Here is a 16,577-nt window from a genome sequence, read left to right as displayed (position 1 = left end):
CGCTTGTGAAAGGCATATCCAATGAAGCTTGAATCCCGTTTGGGCGAGACATACGACAGGCAAGAAAGTGTGGCGGTCGCCGCACTCGAACTTGCCTCCGTCAGCTATAGCTATGGGCAGCGAAAAGCGCTCGACAACGTGTCATTTTCCATAGAACCTTCGCGCTTCACCGTTCTCCTGGGGCTTAACGGTGCCGGCAAGACGACGCTTTTTTCACTCGTTAGCCATCTTTTTTCGCCGCCGGCGGGCCGCATCCGTGTTTTCGGCCAGGACATAGATCGCAATCCCGGCCCCGCACTCAGACATCTCGGCATCGTGTTCCAGGCTCGCACACTCGATCTCGATTTGAGCGTCCGACAAAATCTTCTCTATCACGCCTCCCTGCATGGCATCGGTTCGCGCGTGGCGCGACAACGCATCGACGAGCTTCTTCACTCCATCGACATGAGCGACCGCATCGAAGAAAAGGTCCGTGGTCTGTCCGGCGGCCAGATCAGGCGTGTCGAGATTGTCCGGGCCCTGCTGCACCGGCCTTCCCTGCTGCTCCTCGACGAGGCGACGGTCGGGCTCGATATCAAATCGCGTGCGACCATATTGAAGGATATTCGAGCACTCGTGGAACGAGCCGGTATCAGCGTACTGTGGGCAACCCACCTGATCGACGAAGTTGGTCAAGCGGATCAGATCCTGGTTCTGGATCAGGGAAGGCTTATCGCCGATGGTCAGGTTCCGGCCATTCTTGCCCACACCGGCACGGAGACCATCAATCAGGCATTCTCGAAGCTTACCGGCATCACAGACATGAATATCCGCGGAGGAAGGCCATGAGCGACGCGACCGGAATGTTGGGCGGTGCGACCGTCGAGAAATGGAATGGCTTTACGGCGATCCAGTACCTCGTCTGCCTGAGGGGCATTCTGTTGCGCGAATGGCTGCGCTACCTCTCACAGAAGGAGCGTTTCATCTCCTCGCTGGTGCGGCCCCTGCTCTGGCTCTTCATATTTGCAGCCGGCTTCCGGCAGGTGCTTGGCGTTTCGATCATCCCACCATATGAGACCTACGTTCTCTACGAGGTCTATATCACCCCTGGATTGTGCGGAATGATCCTCCTCTTCAGCGGCATGCAGTCCTCCCTGTCGATGGTCTATGACCGGGAGATGGGCAATATGCGTATCCTGCTCGTCAGCCCATTTCCGCGCTGGTACCTTCTCGTGTCAAAGCTTTTGGCCGGCGTTGCCGTTTCGCTTCTCCAGGTCTATGCATTCCTTGCGATTGCCTGGTTTTGGGATGTCAAGGCGCCGATCGCCGGCTATTTCATGATCCTGCCTGCGCTGTTTTTGTCAGGGCTGATGCTCGGGGCGCTGGGGATGCTCTTATCATCGCTTGTCAAGCAACTGGAGAATTTTGCAGGGATCATGAATTTCGTGATCTTTCCCATGTATTTCGCCTCCTCGGCACTTTACCCGCTCTGGCGGGTTCAAGAAGCAAGCCCCCTGCTCTACAAGATATGCCTGTTCAACCCGTTCACCTATGCGGTCGAACTCATCCGCTTCGCCTTTTACGCGCGCATCGAATGGACATCGCTTGCCGTCGTTCTGGCCGTCACGCTTGCCCTGTTGGGGGGAGCCATCCTGGCCTATAATCCCGCGCGTGGCCTGACAGTCCGCAAGCAGGAGATGGGAGCAAGCCAGTGAGCCGACGCTTTTTCGTGATCGCAACGCTCGCTGCGCTGTCTGCGGCATCGGCGGCACATCCCGGGCCAAACAACGATCCCGACTGGCCTTGCGTTCAACGCAAGGTGCCTGAACTTTCAATCGGGCAGGTGTGGAACGCCGGCGAGCTTCCCGAAACGGCCAAGCAGTGGGACAAGGACCCCCGTTTGTCCGAGCTCGCCGCCGAACTCGTCAAGCGCAGCAATCCGATCGATGATGCCCGCAAGCAAATTTCCGATTACATCGCATCGCTGCCCAAGGATCAGGCACAAGAAAAGCTGGAGCAGCTTTTCATGGGCGTATTCGATAAGATCAACATAGAACGCGGCCTGATCATCTCCGGCATTTCCCGCTATGCCGAAAGTCAAAGGCAGCTTGCCGCCGATCTCAGAAAAAAGGCAGCAGAGGTCGACAAGATGCGCACGGCATCTGATGCCGATCAGACCGAGCTTGCCAGGCAGACGGCGCAACTGACATGGGAAACGCGCATCTTCGAAGAGCGTGTCCAGTCACTTTCTTATGTCTGCGAGGTTCCGACAATGATCGAGCAGCGCCTTTACAGCCTCTCGAATATCATCAGCGAGATGATGCAAAGGAACTGATCTTGCCGCCAACAGCACCATCTTCACAAAAGCGCTGATTGGCTGCGAATGGCCGAGCTCTCTCGTGTCGCGATCAAGCCGCCGGCGCGACCGCGACGCGTCGAGGTTCGTTGGCGTATAAGATGCTCAACGCTGACGGGCAAGCGGTTTCTAGCGCGACTGCCGGGGCACTTCAGCGGCGAGCGCAGATGCTGCCGTGCGCAAGCCATCCAGCGGCGAGGGTTCCTGCGAGGCGAAATCGTAGAGACAGGACGTCGAAAAGATTGCCCCGCTTAAGATAGATATGATCAGCAGTCTCATTTGTCCTCCGCAAACCTGGGGGAGCCATGGCTTCATCCGTTGGCGTTGCGCCTTTTCCGGCCGCCGCAGACCTCTGCGCTGCGGCGGCCGCTTGCATTACTCGACGATCTTCAGTTCCACATGGATGTTGTCGCGCGTCGCCTTGGAATATGGGCATGTCTGATGCGCTTCCTCGACGAGGGCCGTTGCCAATGCCGGCTCGATACCCGGCAGGCGAACGTTAAGGCGGGCCTGCAGAAAATAGGCGCCGTCACTGGTTCCGAGATCGACCTCGGCATCAACGGAAAGATCCTGAGGCAGCTTTACCTTTTGCTTGCCAGCAGCAATTCCGATTGCGCCGATGAAACAGGCCGACCATCCGGCGGCAAAGAGCTGCTCGGGATTGGTACCGTCCCGATTGCTGCCGGGAGGCGAGAGCCTTATGTCCAACTGACCATCGTCACTGCGAGACGCCCCCTCGCGGCCGCCGGTGGTCCGGGTCTTGCCGGTATAAAGAACCTTATCGATCTTCGTCATTTCCAAACACTCCTTTGCTGCGTCGCTGGCGACGTCGTTTTGGGAAGTGTGATTTGCCCGATCGACGTATCGGTCATGTTTTCAAAACGACCCGAAGTGTAACGAAACGTAGCGATCCCCTGGTCAGACACCTTGCTGTACAGTTAAGGGTCGTCACAGAAATGGCGTTATAAGGTTTGCTTTCTGTTGCACGAACTGGTGCGAACCGGGCCCCATGAGGCCGCCATCACAGGGATCGCAAAGTTTTCAAAGAGACAAATCGTGTCGCGCATCTTAGCAGTGATTGAAACCTAGAGCTTGATTGACTGGCCCGCTGCCAACAGCATTGAGGTCAATTCCACGGCGCCGGTTGCCACGCCAAAGGCCCCCGAAGAGGCAAGCAATGCCTTCCTTGCCGGCCTCGGGTCGGCAGGATCAACGAAGCCTATGGCGATCATGCCGGCGGAGACGGCTGCCGCAACGCCGTGCGGGCTGTCGTCGACCATGACGCAGTGTGCCGGTCTTGCCGCGAATTTCTCGGCGCAATGCAATAAAAGGTCCGGGGCAGGCTTTGGCAGCGCCACGGCCTCGGCACTGAAGACCCCCGGGTGAAAGCATTGCCAGAGATCGAGCCTGCCGAGGCTCGCGCGAAGCCGGTGCATCGTACTGTTCGAGGCGACACATTTCGGCCGCGTCAGGCTGGCGACGATGTCGCCGATGCCAGCCATTGGCGTCAAGGACCGTGCGAATTCGGCGTATAGCAGCCGATGCCAGGCTTGGAAGACGTTTGCAACATCACCCAAGCCGTAGTCGCGGACGCACATGTCGCGGATCACCGTTTCTGAATTGCCCGTGAATTTTTCATGGGCTTCGGAAGGGGTGATTGCAACGCCCGCCTCCTGCAGGGCTTCGGCAAGTGTGCGGCTTGCGATCGGCTCGCTGTCGATGAGCACGCCGTCGCAGTCGAAAATGACCAGGTCAATGTTCTGAAGGGGATCGGACTTGGATTGATTGGTGGCGCGCGTTTTGTCTGTCGCAGATAAGGACACTGTTCACGAACCCCGTATGCCAAGGGCAAGATCCGGCCTGTCGGTTGTGATCTGCCGGACGGGTTTGGCCAACCAATAGGCAATGTCGGCACTGTGATTTGGCACCCATGCGCCGAGCCGGTCAAAAGGAATGAGGGACGTTATTTCGTCCCAATGCGTGGCAAGAAGAGACTTTTCGACGGCAATGATGTCGGCGAGCTCTTCCATTTTCTTAAGGCCGGATCTGAGCCCAACTCGCTCGGCGGCTGCGTGGTCGAATGACGACAGCGTCCGGATATGAGGCGCAACCTCACGGACAGTTTGAAGAACGCCGGCGTGAAAGCTTGTCAGGAACGAACGGCCGGCAAGCTCAAGGCCATCGACGAGATTTGCCACCCTGCGCTCAAGGCCCGGATAAGCATCCCCCCTAGCATCCGACTTCAGCTCGATATGCAGCTCAAGGGCGCTGCCCTTGAATATCTCGAGAACCTCTTCAAGCGTCGGTATCGCCTGCCCATCGCTGTCTTTCAGCGTGACGCTTCGGTGCTCGCCCGGAGCAAGGTCGAAGACCGGTCCGGAGTGATCGGTCGTGCGATCAAGCGTTGCGTCGTGGATGACGAGAAGTTCGCCCGAACGGGTCAGATGTACGTCGAATTCGACGCCTTCGACTGGCATTTCAGCCAGTTTGCGGAAGCCAGAAAGGCTATTTTCGGGCCAGAGATTGCGGCCGCCGCGATGGCCGATGATGAAAACCATATCGAACTTGTCCTTGTTGTCTGGGCAATGGCTTACTTGCCGGAATCCACCAGCCCCTTGGTGAACCAGCGCTGCATGAGGAGAATGATGAGTGCCGGAGGCAACATGACGAAGAGAGCGGCACTCATGGCGATGTTCCATGCAGGCACCGAATCCGACACCGGAACAAGTTCCTTAAGACCCAGAATTGCGGTGGCCATCGTCTTGTCGGTGGTAAAGAGCAGCGGCCAGAGATACTGGTTCCAGCCAAACAGAAAAAGGATGATTGCAAGCGCCGCGATGTTGGCGGTTGAAAGCGGCAGCAGTACATCCTTGAAGAATTTGAAGGGGCCGGCGCCATCGAGTTTCGCCGCCTCGCACAGCTCTTCAGGCACTGTCAGGAAGAACTGGCGGAAGAGAAATGTCGCCGAGGCGGAGGCAATCAGCGGCAGGATCAGACCTCCATAAGTGTTCACCATGTTCCACTTCAGGGATGTTTCTATGCTGTAGCCGGTCAGATTTTCCAAAAGGCCTGCAAATCCGGTGATGCCGGAGAGCCAGCGGATCGGGCCTGCAGCGTCGGCGACGGCCTCGTAAGTCGGAATAATGCGGACTTCCACCGGCAGCATCAAGGAAACGAAAATCAGCCAGAATGCGGTCATGCGGAACGGGAAGCGGAAATAGGTCACGGCAAAAGCCGCAATGAGCGAAATGGCGAGTTTGCCGATGACGATCCCGCCCGTCACGATGATCGAGTTGAGGAAAAGCTGGGCGAAATCGCCCTGCCTCCATGCGATTGCTACATTGTGGATAAAATGCGAGCCCGGCACGAGCGGGAAAGGAGCCCGCTGCACCTCTTCCAGTGTGAGCGAACCTGCCACGAAGGCAAAGTAAAGCGGCAAGCATACGAAAGCTGCGCCAACCAGCAGAACGGCGTGACAGAAGATCGAAAGCCCGAGATTGCGTTCACCCATGGCTACACCTGATAATTGACCTTGCGCTCAAGCGCACGGAACTGGAGGACGGTGAAAAGGACCGCGACGATCATCAAGATCACCGACTGGGCAGCTGACGAGCCCAGATCGAGCTGCACGAAGCCGTCCTGATAGACCTTGTAGACGAGGCTGTTTGTGGCGCCTGCAGGCCCGCCACGTGTGACGGCATCGATGATGCCGAACGTTTCGAAGAGGCCGTAGACGAAGTTCATGACGACGAGGAAGAACACCGTCGGTGAGACGAGCGGCAGGGAAATCGTGAAGAACCGCCGAACGGGACCTGCCCCATCTAGCTTGGCAGCTTCCAGCAGCGAGACCGGAACTGCAAGCAATGCCGCAACCAGGAAGATGTAGTCATAGCAGACGTTCTTCCAGATGGACGCAATCGTTACCAGCAGCTGTGCATCGAATGGCCGTCTGTTCGGATCCCAGGCAATGCCCAGCGAATGCAGGAACTGTGCGATCGGACCGACAGCCGGATTGAACAGAAAGGCCCAAAGCACGCCGGATATGACCGGCGCAATCGCATAAGGCATCAGGATGATACTCTTGTAGATGCCGCGGCCGCGGATGATGAAATCCGTGGCGAATGCAAAGAGCCCCGCAAGGCCAAGCGTTGCAATGTTCTGAAGCAGCGTGAACCAGAGCGTAAAGAGGGCGCTGCTTCTATATTCAGGGCTTGCCAGCAGCGTCTGAAAATTCTTCAGGCCGACGAAGATCTGCAGGCCACCGAATGGGTCGACCTGTACGAAGGCGAGCGACAGTGCCTTGTAGGAGGGGATGAAGAAAAAAAACAGCAGGATCAGCAACTGAGGCGCAACAAGCAGGGCAGCGAGCCACGGCTTGTTGAAATGCGCAGCCTTGAGACCCGCCTCGGGAAAGCGCGCTGTTGCCAGGCCGGACAATGGCCTTCCCAGGATGCGGAGGCGCCCTGGAGCGCCTCCGATGACCTCCACTGAGCTATTTCCCCGCATGGAGCTGCTCATATTGGCGAAGAATCTGGTTTCCGCGGGCAGCCGCTGAATCAAGCGCCTGTTGGGGGGTTTTCTGCCCGGTCCAGACCCCTTGGATCTCTTCGACAAGAAGCGCCATCGACTGATTGTGGTTGCCAAAACGGAAGCCGCGGGAATTATCGTCCGGCCTACCGCGGGACAGCTGCAAAATGGCGATCTCACGCGTCGGATGCTCCTTGTAGTAGCCCTCCGCCTTGGCCTGCTCGTAGGCTGCGTTGGTGACCGGCACATATCCCGTCTGCTTGCTCCACCAGACCTGTGTGTTCGGCGAAGCGACGAAATTCAAAAAGGCGGCCGCACCCTTGTATTCGTCCTCGGATTTCCCCTTGAGTACCCAGAGCGCACCGCCGCCGATCGTGCTGTTCTTCGGTTCGATGCCCTCCTCGTGCGGCAGGAAGGTCGCGCTCCATTTGAACTTTGCGCCCGCCTCCACAGCAGCATGGGCGGCCGTCGAAGCGACATAGGTCGAGCAGGTGCCCGAGATGAAGAGCTGATCGGGAGAAAGCCCCTGGCCGGCGATCTGCAAGACGCCGTCATCCATCCACTTTTTCAAGCGCTCCACCTGACCGACGATCAGCGGGCTCTTGTTGAAGACGAACTCGGTATCGAGCCCGCCAAAACCATTGGCCTTGGTGCCATAGGGCTGGTCCTGTATGGCCGCATAATTCTCGATCAGGCTCCAGTAGAAGTCGTTGGCAAGCGCCATCTGGCACTTCGAGATGCCTTTTTTCTTGATCGCATAAAGCTGCTCTTCGACTTCCTGCCAGGTTTCACCCGGCTTTTCGAAGCCGGCCGCCTTGAACTGTTCGGCATTGTACCAGAAGATTGGGGTCGAGCTGTTGAACGGCATGGCGGCAGGCTTGCCGTCGATGAGATAAAAGCCGGCAACGGGTGCAACAAAATCGTTCCAGTTGATCTTGTAGCCCTCCCGCTCCATGAGTTCTGGAACCGGAATGATCGCACCGGACCGCTGCATTGTCAGGAAGCCGCGTTCAGCAGCCTGAACCAAAACAGGCTGTTGGCCAACGCGATAGGCCGCAACCATTGCAGCCATCGTTTCCTCATAGTTGCCCTTGCTGACACCGACGATCTCATATTTGTCCTGAGACGCGTTGAAATCGGAAATCAGCTGCTTGGTGATCTCGGCAAGCCGGCCGCTGGCGGCATTCCACCATTCGACTTTGACCCGGTCTGCGGCGAGCGCATTTCCTGCGATGTGTAAGCTTAAGACGAGTGCGGCGGCGCCAGCCGCAACGCTCTTGAAGATCCGTCCGAACTGGCGGTTTTCTGAAGCCTTGTCTGTCATCTCGTTTTTCCTCTCCATCGCCCGCTGTTTGTGCGTCGGCTTTGCCGTGCGCGGCTGACCCCTCCCAAGGTGGCGATGAAAACAGGTTAGGGGCGACTTGTTACAAATGTCAATAGCGTGTTACAAATGCATGACAGGTACAAGGGAGGAACGAATGGCAGCCATAGAACTCATCGATCTGAAGAAGAATTACGGTCAGGTTCCAGCGGTGAAGGGCGTCAACCTGACTGTCGCTGACGGCGAAATGATCGTGCTTGTCGGACCTTCGGGCTGTGGCAAGTCGACGCTTCTAAGAATGATTGCCGGCCTCGAGAGCATCAGTTCGGGGCATCTGCATATTGCGGGAGCCGATGTGAGCAACGTCGAGCCCGCAAAGCGCGATATCGCCATGGTGTTCCAGAACTACGCGCTTTACCCGCATATGACGGTTCGTCAGAATCTCGAATATGGACTGAAAAATCGCCGTGTCGCGCGCGCCGAAATCGACCGGCGCATTGCCGAAACCGCAGCCATACTGGAAATCGGCCCATTCCTCGAGCGCCGTCCACGGCAGCTGTCCGGTGGGCAGCGCCAGCGCGTCGCAATGGGCCGGGCAATCGTTCGCAATCCCGCCGCTTTCCTATTTGACGAGCCGCTTTCGAACCTCGACGCCAAACTGCGCGTCCAGATGCGGGTGGAAATCCGGCGCCTGCAGCGGCGGCTGAAGACGACAAGCCTTTACGTGACGCATGACCAGCTGGAAGCCATGACACTTGCTGATCGTCTTGTTGTCATGAATGGCGGACGGATTGAACAGATCGGAACCCCGGTCGAAGTCTATCAGCGCCCGGAATCGATCTTCGTCGCTGGCTTCATCGGATCGCCGCCCATGAACTTCGTTGATCTTAAAACGAACGGCTCCATTGCGGCGGAAGAACTAACCATGTCCGCGCACGCCGATATGATCGGCATTCGTCCAAATGCCATCAGGTTCGGCAAGACCACCTCGCCTGCCCTTCGTTTCAAGGGCCAAGTCGAGTTCGTCGAAACGGTAGGCGACGAAAACCATGTCCATCTGCGCCTTAACGATGCGAAGAACGAACTGATTGTGGCAAGCATTGCGGGCGACCAGAGACTTTCGGACGGTGCGACGGTCTCATGCTTTGCCCTGGCAGACAATCTTCACCTCTTCAACAGCGCGACGGGCCGGCGGGTCAACTAGCAAAAATGCGCAAAAAAACCGCCGGATCACGGCAATTGACAAGGGCGGCCGATCTGGTGCCCATAACGGCGAAAGCAGAGGTTGCGAGAGCGGTCCAATGACACAGGCAAAGACGGCCGGCGCGCCAGTTGCACTTCCCGACGAGCAGATGCAGGTTCGTGTGGTATGGCTCTACTTCATGGAGGGCCGTACGCAGGGAGAGATTGCCGACGCGCTTTCGACCAACCGGCTCCGTGTCAACAAGATCATCGCCGAAGCCCGACGATCCGGCCTTGTGACGATTACCTTGAATTCCAGGCTTACGTCCTGTGTCGAGCTCGAACAGACGCTGGTCGCGGAGTTCTCGCTGAGCCGGGCGATCATCGTGCCAACACCTTCAGATCCCGATCTCATACCCGTTCTGCTCGGCCAAGCGACGGCAGATTACATCGCCCAGCTGCTCAATAATGGGAAGCTGTCGGGTATTGGCGTCGGCTGGGGAGCTACGCTGCGGGAAATGGTACGTCATATGCCATCCATGCGCCGGCCCGATATTTGCGTGAATTCGGTGATGGGTGGACTCACGCATGGCATCGAGATCAACACATTCGACATCGCAAGCGACCTCGCCCGCCACCTGAATGCGCAGTGCGCCTATCTTGCAGCTCCCATTTACGCCGGCAGTCCGGAATCCAAAACGGCAATCGTAACCCAGGACGTATTCCAGGCTGCTTTTCGGCAGATTACCTCAAACGATCTTGTCGTGCTCAGTATAGGCGACATGACCGAGCGATCGCTTCTGATGCGCTACGGTCTGCCGCAAGACGTCACGATCGACGAGCTTGTCGCGACCGGCGCTTGCGGCGATGTTCTGGCGCAATTCATTGACAGGAACGGAACCCCCATCGACCACCCGCTCAATCTACGGGCAATCGCGCCGCCGCTGGAAGCGTTGCGCAAGATCCCGAACGTCGTCTTCGCGTCAGGCGGAATCAACAAAGTCGAGGTCATCGCCGCGGTCCTCTTGTCGGGGTTGGGAACTGTCCTCGTCTGCGATGAAGACACGGCGCGGGCAGCTCTGTCGGTGGCAGCCCGCGCGCGATCGCCCGCGGAGTTGTCCTGAAATGCATCGGCCCTAAGGACCACGGAGCCGAAGAGGCTGTCGCGATCCCAGCGGGCAGTTTGACAGCTCACGCCTGCGATGGAATCGCATCGGCATGCCCTCGGTCCATCGCAAGCAAAGCGCCTCCCGGTCTGAAAAGTTAAAGTCGGTTTTAAGGATCGGTGCGGTCGTACTTTGGAGGCGCTCATGGATAAGTGCCGCCGCGGCGGCTGCGCCCACCGCGTCGATGTCGCCACTTCCCGATGCGTCGAGAATTTGCGCTGACGCCAGCGTCAGGATGGCGAACTGGCGGAACCCGTCCGAACGGGAATCGAAAGGGGCTGACCGGATCCCGAACTCAGAGCCTGAATCATTGAAGTCTTTGACGTCGTCGCCTGCACGGCGGCGTTCAACGGCGCCCGACCGTTTGAACGCCCGCCTGGGCCGCCTGGCAACTATCACCACCGGACCGCAAAATAGAGAGATTGCCATTCCCTTCTGATAATTCGAGTCAGCAGAGCTCTTTGCGGTATCAAGATTAAGTAGGCATACCGCTCAAAGCCGTGCGCACGTGCAACGTCGCTCAACGCAACCTTCAGGGATTGTTCGCTGGCCGCCGCGACCGTCGTGTCGGTCAACCTGTCGAAAAGGGAATTTCCACGCATAGGTTCACTTGCTCTCCCTGAAAAGTTTGGCTGGCGCATCGCGCTGGGAGTTCGAATAAGGTATCGGCGATGGCCGTTCAGCGATTGGATTGTCAAATCTCAAACGAATGGAGAACCTGATGTGGCTTTCTTATTGCACACACTGATTGAGATGCTTCGAAAATGTCCTGCAACCTGTTGGCGCCCCAGCGCAACAAAACTCAATGAAGTGATCGAAACGGCATGCGTTGTCCGCGGTAACGACATCGAGATGCAAATCACGGCCTTGGGCAGCAAATGAGACATGCGGTAGAACGGAGATCGCTTTCAATTGGTCAACGCTGGAATTTCAAATGGTCGCAGCTTGACTTTCAATTGGTCACGCCTCCCATTTTCAAAACAGTCACCATGGAGGGAAGCTGTGGCGATTTATCCAAGGCTCGTTGAGCAGCGCGTCAACGATAGACACCCGTGGCGTACTACACGCTTGATAACGCAACGACCCTGGGAGCAGCTCAGCAGGACCCTGTGGGCTTTGTACGAGGTATGGATCGCGCCGTCATCGACGAGGTTCAGCGCGCTCCCGAATTGCTTTTGGCGATCAAGGAAAGTGTAGATACCGACCAACGGCCCGGACGTTTCCCTCTTACGGGATCAGCTAATCTTATGATGCTGCCACGGGTGGCGGACTCGTCGTTCGATTGCTTCCGCTTGCCCAAAGCGAAATCAGATCGGCGCAGGGTAACTTCCTTCTCGATGCCTTTCGAAACGAAGTCAAAACCGGCGACTCTGTCATCGGGGACGCCTTAGTGACTACGGTTCTTGCAGGGGGATATCCCGAAGCATTGGGACGGAAAACTTGATCCCGCCGGCAGGATTGGTACTACACCCAGGCGATCGTGCATTCGTGATGTCGCACAAATCGAGCAGATTGCTAAATGAATCGCTTGACTTGCTTCCCCAATAGGAACATTTGAAGAACAAAATGAAAGGCAAAGCCATGTCAATCGCCGAGAAGTTCATCGTCCTGCCCTACAAGAAGAACCGCGGAAATCTCGTGCCAGGGGAGATGCGCCAGGCTTCAAACGCTCCATCGGCTGAGAAAATTGCTGCCTCGATGGCTGCTCGCTTCATCGGGGTCGCTGCCTATGCCGTGATGGTCGATGACGAGACCGGCGACATGACGTCGCCCCGCTTGCTTGCAATGTATGGCGAAATCGCCGATCTGAACATTGCTTAGAGGCAACGCATCCAGAATTCCGGCTCGGTCACGATAATGGCCCTTTGAACATGATTGGTAGTGCTGAGCTATAAGTTGCCATGCGTCAGATGTTGGCGCCTGTGCTCGCCGCGCGTTACCATCAGTGCCATTGGATCTATTTTCTCCTATCGCGGGTTTTCGCATCGATCTGAGCAGCGTGCCGTTCAAAGGCCTGGGTTATCAGGATGGCGAGTTCTTCGTGAATATCGGCGCGCGATCTTCTTGCACCCTGTTCGCAAATGGGATCGGGATCACCTACCGACTTCAGGAAATTCGCTGCGCCTTGCTTGCAAAGGGGCAGGAAACTGAAATGGTCGGAATCGTCGACCTGCGCATAAGTGGCATCCGGGACCTGTTTTGCCAATCGATCAGAAAGCACCGCAAGTGGAATTTTGCCGATGCTGCCGAGATTGATGAAGGTCAGCGGGATATTGATGTTTTCCACGCTTTCAGGACTGAAGGCTGTCGCAAGGCCGGGATCGACCAGCACCGCAGAGGCGATGCGCGGATCTCGGTTCGATTGTTCGAAGCGCTCCCGGTTGATGCTGCGTAGATCGAATTTTTCGACCCTGACCTGGTTGTTGTCGACGAAGCCGCGCCCGCCTTCGAACCAGCGGCAATCCATCATGGTCGGATAGTCGTCGCAATAGCGCGCATAAGCATCGAGATCGGCGCGAGCGCCGGCAAGCTCGATTGCCGTGCTGCCGCCGAGCGAAAAACCGAGAACGCCGATACGGTCCTTGTTAATCGATGCTTGCCATCGGGAATCGCTGACGAGTGCCGTGATGATCGTCGAAATATCCTCGGTGCGCTCCCAGATTTTCGAGGTGGCAGCCGGCGTGGAATCGCCGCTCGTCGTGCCGGGATGGTTGGGGCCGGCCACGATGAACCCCGCCTCGGCCAGCACCCTGGCGATCCAGGCCATACCTTCCATCCGCGAACCGGACCCATGCGAAAGCATCACCAACGGAAAACGGCCCGTTTCGATAGAGGCGTTCTTTAAGGCTGGCGTGCCTTCAAAAATCCTGTTCTCGCCGATCAGTGCCGATTCGCCATCGTCCTTCGATGGATACCAGATCGTCACCGCAAGTGCGCTGCCGCGTTCATGCGAGAAGATGCGGATATCCTGCAGGCCGACTTCACCTGCGAAAACGGGTGCGGTTGAAGTCACGACAAAGAAAAAAGCTGTAAATGCTGTGGTCAGCCGCATGAGAACCTCGTCCGGCTTGAGAAACGATGACTGAGCTTCGATGGAAGACACGGCCGTTTCGACCTCGATCATGTTCCAGGACGTTCTCGAACATGATGCGGTCCTTTTAAAGCGTCGAGCACACGAAGGATTCCCGTCCCGTCAAGCGGCGTGAGGGCCGCGGGTTGGCGATGGGTTTAGCGTAATCGAGCTCTAGGGCACGCCGTCAACGCAGACGAAAGTCTGCGAGGTCGAGACAACCGGTCCACCGACATGCGGCCGCGGGCCGGGATCGATCATCGTGCAGACATGCATATGGTCTTTGAGGGTGACAGAACGACCAAAGATGTTGAACTCCTTGTCTTCGAAACAACTTGACGCGAGCCTGGGCAGCGGCCCCCCCGACAGTTCAAAGCGGCAACCGTGCGCGGCCATCCAACTCGCACATGGCGGAAGGCTGTTATTGGAGCCTGTCGATTGACAGGCGTTCCGGCAGGTCGGAAATTCTCCTCGGGTCAGCGGCTCGAACGTCGGCCAAGGAACACCCTGGACCAACCGACCTCCATGTTCGCAGGAATCACACAAGATGGAGGAATTCTCATTTGGCAACGAGTTTCCTGCCATCCACGAGTTAGAGATCCAGAGTTGGAACGGCCGATCTGCACCCGCAGCTTTGAGGTCTGATTCCTCCCTGAGAGCTAAAGGTGGAGCTGGCCTTATACGAAGAAATACTCCTGCAATGAGCTTCACGCTAGGTTTGCGGGGCCAACGGTGACCCCGTTCGAGCCACGGGTTCACCGCATATGGCCGCATTTGGCCATGGCATTGGGTGTCATGGACGACGCAGGCCACGAAGCTTGCGCTCCTCTGGGTTGCAATGGTATGAAGCACTCGGGTTCGCCGAGCGGGCAAAGACTCGGGCGAGCTGTTCAGCTTGGAACCTCCAAGAGGCGCTAAGGGGTTCTCCAGCGATTAGCGCCACGATCAGTTGGCGGGCGAATAGCTGCGCATGCAAATGGAAACGCGCCATGGGACGGCCGGTACGATTCGGACCTAAGATAACGCGCGGCACCTGTCATTGCGGCGCTGTGCGTTGGGAGTACCGAGGGGACATACCCGATGCCACGATCTGCAATTGCACGGTCTGCCGCCGCTATGGAGTGCTCTGGACCTACGGATATGATGGTCGTGAAGTCGCCGTGGAAGACCCAGGCAATGCTATGGCAGCGTATATTTGCGGTTCTCGCAGGATCTCATTCAATTTCTGCAAACTCTGCGGCAACCTTATCAGCTGGCGCAGCTTGAGGCCAAACGACGACGGCCGAACAAGAATAGCTGTCAATCTTCGCCTTGCTGATCCGCAGCAGGTGGCGGAAGTTCCACTGCGCCGCTTTGACGGCCTCCACAGCTTTCATGACCTGCCGCTTGATGGACGCACGGTTGCTGACGTCTGGTTCTGAAGTTGAAATAGACGATGTAACTTTCACCGGTGCAGCAGGACCGAACAGTCTGCGAATGGGTGAATATCTGAACTGCCGGCCGCAGGTTGTCTCTCAGGCCAAGCTTTTTACCACCGGCTGCCATCTCTTCGGCGAGCCTGAAATTGCCTTCGAGCGCAAGCGTGGAACTAACGGAGGCGACATGAACCGTGCTATTGCGGCAGCGGCCTAGTCGCGATAGCGTTCGAGATCGGCGAGAGCGCTCAGCAGCCGTTGCTGCACCTCCTGCTCCTGTTGACTGATCGCGGTCAATAGCCGGCGCATGGTTCCGCGCAGCCCGTGAAGCTGGTCTACCAGGTCCATAACGACATCGACGCCGGCCTCGTTGAGTCCCATCTTCCGGCTAAGATCGAGGATCAATTGCGCGCGGGCGACGTCGCTGTCGTGGAACTGCAGCCGTTCCTCCACGGCATCAGGCACCAGCCATCCCTCCTCGATCCAAAAATTCAACTCGGTGACGTCGATCCTCAGGAAACGCCGGAATTCAACATCATCCATGCTCAGACTCCATGCTCCTTCTTGGATCCTGCGCGCTCGTTGTGGCCCAATCCTTGACTAATGCGGTCAACCGATCATCCGGCTTGTCGGGCAGGACGATCTTGAGAGTGACATAGACATCGCCTTGTTCACCGCCGCGCCTTACAACGCCTTTGCCCTTCAGTCGCAACACCTTGCCTGTATTCGAATGCGGCGGCAGCGTCAGATTGACGGGACCCGAGGGTGTCGGCACGCGGACCTTGCCGCCGAGCACAGCTTCGCTGAGGGAGACCGGCAGTTCCAGGCGAATATCGTCACCATCACGAGTGAAAAAACGATGCGGGCGGACACGGATATCGATCAGCGCATCGCCCGCCGGTCCGCCGCCAATTCCCGGCTCGCCCTTGCCGCGCAGTCGCAACATCTGTCCGTCTCGGGTGCCTGGCGGAATCTGCACATCGAGGGGCGGGCCATCGGGCAACCTGACCTGCTTTTTGGCGCCGTTGACCGCATCGAGGAAGTCGACCTCCATAGAGAACTGCCGATCCATGCCCTTGGCGCGGAATTGCGCGCCACCTCTGCGGCGCGAAAAGAAACTTGCAAAAGGATCGTCGGCGTCGCCGAAATCGGCGAAGCCGGAGGCATTATGGTAGGGGCCGCCAGGGCCGCTCGCCGAGGCGTAGTCGCGATAATAGTTGCGCGGCGCCTGCTCGGCGCCTGTCATATCGATCTCGCCGCGATCGAAGCGGGCACGCTTGTCCTCATCGCTCAGAAGTTCGTAGGCCGCGGAAATATCCTTGAACCGCGTCTCGGCGCGCTTGTCACCCGGATTGAGGTCGGGATGGAACTTCTTGGCGAGCTTGCGGAAAGCGCTTTGAATTTCCTTTTGGTCCGCATCCGGCTTCACGCCCAAAAGCTCATATGGGTTCTGGTTCATACATGTCTCCTATCGAGGCACGAATACTGCAAAGTTAATTAAACGCTGATATAGGTTGTCGCCGTCTGCTAAAGGAGAGGTGAGAGGAGCATTCAGCTTAAA

The 16,577-nt window shown here is 57.5% G+C and carries 18 protein-coding genes and 1 pseudogene; 8 read left to right on the top strand and 11 right to left on the bottom strand.

Translation table 11 applies throughout. The annotated features are described in order from the left end of the window. Positions 1-21: 21 nt before the first annotated feature. Genes AM571_RS27880 through AM571_RS27870 form a run of 3 tightly spaced genes read left to right on the top strand, consistent with a single transcriptional unit; the run spans position 22 to position 2,314 of the window. A complete protein-coding gene (locus AM571_RS27880) occupies positions 22-828 on the top strand; it encodes an ABC transporter ATP-binding protein (protein WP_074064244.1) in 807 nt (268 codons plus the stop codon). Beyond that, positions 825-1,694 carry an ABC transporter permease gene (locus AM571_RS27875; protein WP_081377226.1) on the top strand — a complete coding sequence of 290 codons (870 nt, stop codon included), beginning with the start codon at positions 825-827 and terminating at the stop codon, positions 1,692-1,694. The genes AM571_RS27880 and AM571_RS27875 overlap by 4 nt, the downstream gene beginning before the upstream one ends. After that, entirely contained in the window at positions 1,691-2,314 is a 624-nt protein-coding gene (locus tag AM571_RS27870) for a hypothetical protein (protein ID WP_074064243.1), read from the top strand. Before AM571_RS27875 ends, AM571_RS27870 begins: the two co-directional genes overlap by 4 nt. Before the next feature lie 150 nt (positions 2,315-2,464). Here AM571_RS27870 and AM571_RS37120 read toward each other — a convergent pair whose 3' ends face one another. The 7 genes from AM571_RS37120 to AM571_RS27840 form a co-directional block, all read right to left on the bottom strand. Beyond that, a complete protein-coding gene (locus tag AM571_RS37120) occupies positions 2,465-2,614 on the bottom strand; it encodes a hypothetical protein (RefSeq protein ID WP_165918540.1) in 150 nt (49 codons plus the stop codon). Between the two features lie 96 nt (positions 2,615-2,710). Then, positions 2,711-3,130, bottom strand: a complete 420-nt coding sequence (locus tag AM571_RS27865; protein ID WP_074064242.1) for an organic hydroperoxide resistance protein — start codon at positions 3,128-3,130, stop codon at positions 2,711-2,713. Positions 3,131-3,420: 290 nt separating this feature from the next. Further along, entirely contained in the window at positions 3,421-4,158 is a 738-nt protein-coding gene (locus AM571_RS27860; RefSeq protein ID WP_074064241.1) for an HAD family hydrolase, read from the bottom strand. A gap of 3 nt (positions 4,159-4,161) precedes the next feature. Next, complete coding sequence (locus tag AM571_RS27855; protein ID WP_074064240.1) at positions 4,162-4,893, bottom strand: glycerophosphodiester phosphodiesterase family protein; 732 nt, start codon at positions 4,891-4,893, stop codon at positions 4,162-4,164. A gap of 32 nt (positions 4,894-4,925) precedes the next feature. Then, a complete protein-coding gene (locus tag AM571_RS27850) occupies positions 4,926-5,846 on the bottom strand; it encodes an ABC transporter permease subunit (RefSeq protein WP_074064239.1) in 921 nt (306 codons plus the stop codon). 2 nt (positions 5,847-5,848) lie between these two features. Beyond that, positions 5,849-6,841 (bottom strand): ABC transporter permease subunit, encoded by a 993-nt coding sequence (locus AM571_RS27845; RefSeq protein WP_074064238.1) that lies wholly within the window; start codon positions 6,839-6,841, stop codon positions 5,849-5,851. Then, positions 6,828-8,186: an extracellular solute-binding protein gene (locus AM571_RS27840; RefSeq protein WP_074064237.1), complete on the bottom strand. Its 1,359-nt coding sequence runs from the start codon at positions 8,184-8,186 to the stop codon at positions 6,828-6,830. The genes AM571_RS27845 and AM571_RS27840 overlap by 14 nt, the downstream gene beginning before the upstream one ends. Positions 8,187-8,340: 154 nt before the next feature. Between AM571_RS27840 and AM571_RS27835 the strand changes: the two genes are divergently transcribed. The 4 genes and pseudogenes from AM571_RS27835 (at position 8,341) to AM571_RS27810 (ending at position 12,352) form a co-directional block, all read left to right on the top strand. After that, complete coding sequence (locus AM571_RS27835; protein WP_074064236.1) at positions 8,341-9,387, top strand: sn-glycerol-3-phosphate import ATP-binding protein UgpC; 1,047 nt, start codon at positions 8,341-8,343, stop codon at positions 9,385-9,387. A 97-nt stretch (positions 9,388-9,484) separates the two neighbouring features. Then, complete coding sequence (locus AM571_RS27830; RefSeq protein WP_074064235.1) at positions 9,485-10,489, top strand: sugar-binding transcriptional regulator; 1,005 nt, start codon at positions 9,485-9,487, stop codon at positions 10,487-10,489. 1,100 nt (positions 10,490-11,589) lie between these two features. Further along, a pseudogene (locus tag AM571_RS37830) lies at positions 11,590-12,051 on the top strand (AAA family ATPase); the annotation flags it as partial. A 61-nt stretch (positions 12,052-12,112) separates the two neighbouring features. Beyond that, complete coding sequence (locus AM571_RS27810; protein ID WP_074065614.1) at positions 12,113-12,352, top strand: hypothetical protein; 240 nt, start codon at positions 12,113-12,115, stop codon at positions 12,350-12,352. A gap of 136 nt (positions 12,353-12,488) precedes the next feature. Here the strand turns inward: AM571_RS27810 and AM571_RS27805 are convergent, their stop codons facing one another. Together AM571_RS27805 and AM571_RS38290 are read right to left on the bottom strand one after the other, a co-directional pair. Then, positions 12,489-13,583, bottom strand: a complete 1,095-nt coding sequence (locus AM571_RS27805; protein WP_074065613.1) for an alpha/beta hydrolase family protein — start codon at positions 13,581-13,583, stop codon at positions 12,489-12,491. 1,232 nt (positions 13,584-14,815) lie between these two features. After that, the gene (locus tag AM571_RS38290; protein ID WP_155774550.1) at positions 14,816-14,977 is read right to left on the bottom strand and encodes a hypothetical protein; all 162 of its coding nucleotides are present in this window, start codon (positions 14,975-14,977) and stop codon (positions 14,816-14,818) included. A 25-nt stretch (positions 14,978-15,002) separates the two neighbouring features. Between AM571_RS38290 and AM571_RS36665 the strand changes: the two genes are divergently transcribed. After that, positions 15,003-15,233: a hypothetical protein gene (locus AM571_RS36665; protein ID WP_155774549.1), complete on the top strand. Its 231-nt coding sequence runs from the start codon at positions 15,003-15,005 to the stop codon at positions 15,231-15,233. Here AM571_RS36665 and AM571_RS27790 read toward each other — a convergent pair. Next, on the bottom strand, positions 15,230-15,559 hold the full coding sequence (locus tag AM571_RS27790) for a chaperone modulator CbpM (protein ID WP_074064230.1): 330 nt from the start codon (positions 15,557-15,559) through the stop codon (positions 15,230-15,232). The genes AM571_RS36665 and AM571_RS27790 overlap by 4 nt on opposite strands. Beyond that, positions 15,552-16,475, bottom strand: coding sequence for a DnaJ C-terminal domain-containing protein (locus tag AM571_RS27785; protein ID WP_074064229.1), 924 nt, complete (start codon positions 16,473-16,475; stop codon positions 15,552-15,554). The genes AM571_RS27790 and AM571_RS27785 overlap by 8 nt, the downstream gene beginning before the upstream one ends. Between the last annotated feature and the right edge of the window lie 102 nt (positions 16,476-16,577).

The organism is Rhizobium etli 8C-3, from assembly GCF_001908375.1.
Lineage (GTDB): Bacteria > Pseudomonadota > Alphaproteobacteria > Rhizobiales > Rhizobiaceae > Rhizobium > Rhizobium etli_B.
The sequence above is the reverse complement of the archived record's forward strand: the minus strand, read 5'-3'. Positions and strand labels throughout refer to the sequence as shown.

Excerpts from the sequence above, each read along its gene's own strand:
- AM571_RS27810 (WP_074065614.1), top strand. The coding sequence starts at position 12,113 with ATGTCAATCGCCGAGAAGTTCATCGTCCTGCCCTACAAGAAGAACCGC.
- AM571_RS27830 (WP_074064235.1), top strand. The coding sequence starts at position 9,485 with ATGACACAGGCAAAGACGGCCGGCGCGCCAGTTGCACTTCCCGACGAG.
- AM571_RS27880 (WP_074064244.1), top strand. The coding sequence starts at position 22 with ATGAAGCTTGAATCCCGTTTGGGCGAGACATACGACAGGCAAGAAAGT.
- AM571_RS38290 (WP_155774550.1), bottom strand. The coding sequence starts at position 14,977 with ATGAAAGCTGTGGAGGCCGTCAAAGCGGCGCAGTGGAACTTCCGCCAC.
- AM571_RS27835 (WP_074064236.1), top strand. The coding sequence starts at position 8,341 with ATGGCAGCCATAGAACTCATCGATCTGAAGAAGAATTACGGTCAGGTT.
- AM571_RS27840 (WP_074064237.1), bottom strand. The coding sequence starts at position 8,186 with ATGACAGACAAGGCTTCAGAAAACCGCCAGTTCGGACGGATCTTCAAG.
- AM571_RS27790 (WP_074064230.1), bottom strand. The coding sequence starts at position 15,559 with ATGGATGATGTTGAATTCCGGCGTTTCCTGAGGATCGACGTCACCGAG.
- AM571_RS27850 (WP_074064239.1), bottom strand. The coding sequence starts at position 5,846 with ATGGGTGAACGCAATCTCGGGCTTTCGATCTTCTGTCACGCCGTTCTG.
- AM571_RS27865 (WP_074064242.1), bottom strand. The coding sequence starts at position 3,130 with ATGACGAAGATCGATAAGGTTCTTTATACCGGCAAGACCCGGACCACC.
- AM571_RS27845 (WP_074064238.1), bottom strand. The coding sequence starts at position 6,841 with ATGCGGGGAAATAGCTCAGTGGAGGTCATCGGAGGCGCTCCAGGGCGC.
- AM571_RS27875 (WP_081377226.1), top strand. The coding sequence starts at position 825 with ATGAGCGACGCGACCGGAATGTTGGGCGGTGCGACCGTCGAGAAATGG.
- AM571_RS27785 (WP_074064229.1), bottom strand. The coding sequence starts at position 16,475 with ATGAACCAGAACCCATATGAGCTTTTGGGCGTGAAGCCGGATGCGGAC.
- AM571_RS27855 (WP_074064240.1), bottom strand. The coding sequence starts at position 4,893 with ATGGTTTTCATCATCGGCCATCGCGGCGGCCGCAATCTCTGGCCCGAA.
- AM571_RS27805 (WP_074065613.1), bottom strand. The coding sequence starts at position 13,583 with ATGCGGCTGACCACAGCATTTACAGCTTTTTTCTTTGTCGTGACTTCA.
- AM571_RS37120 (WP_165918540.1), bottom strand. The coding sequence starts at position 2,614 with ATGAGACTGCTGATCATATCTATCTTAAGCGGGGCAATCTTTTCGACG.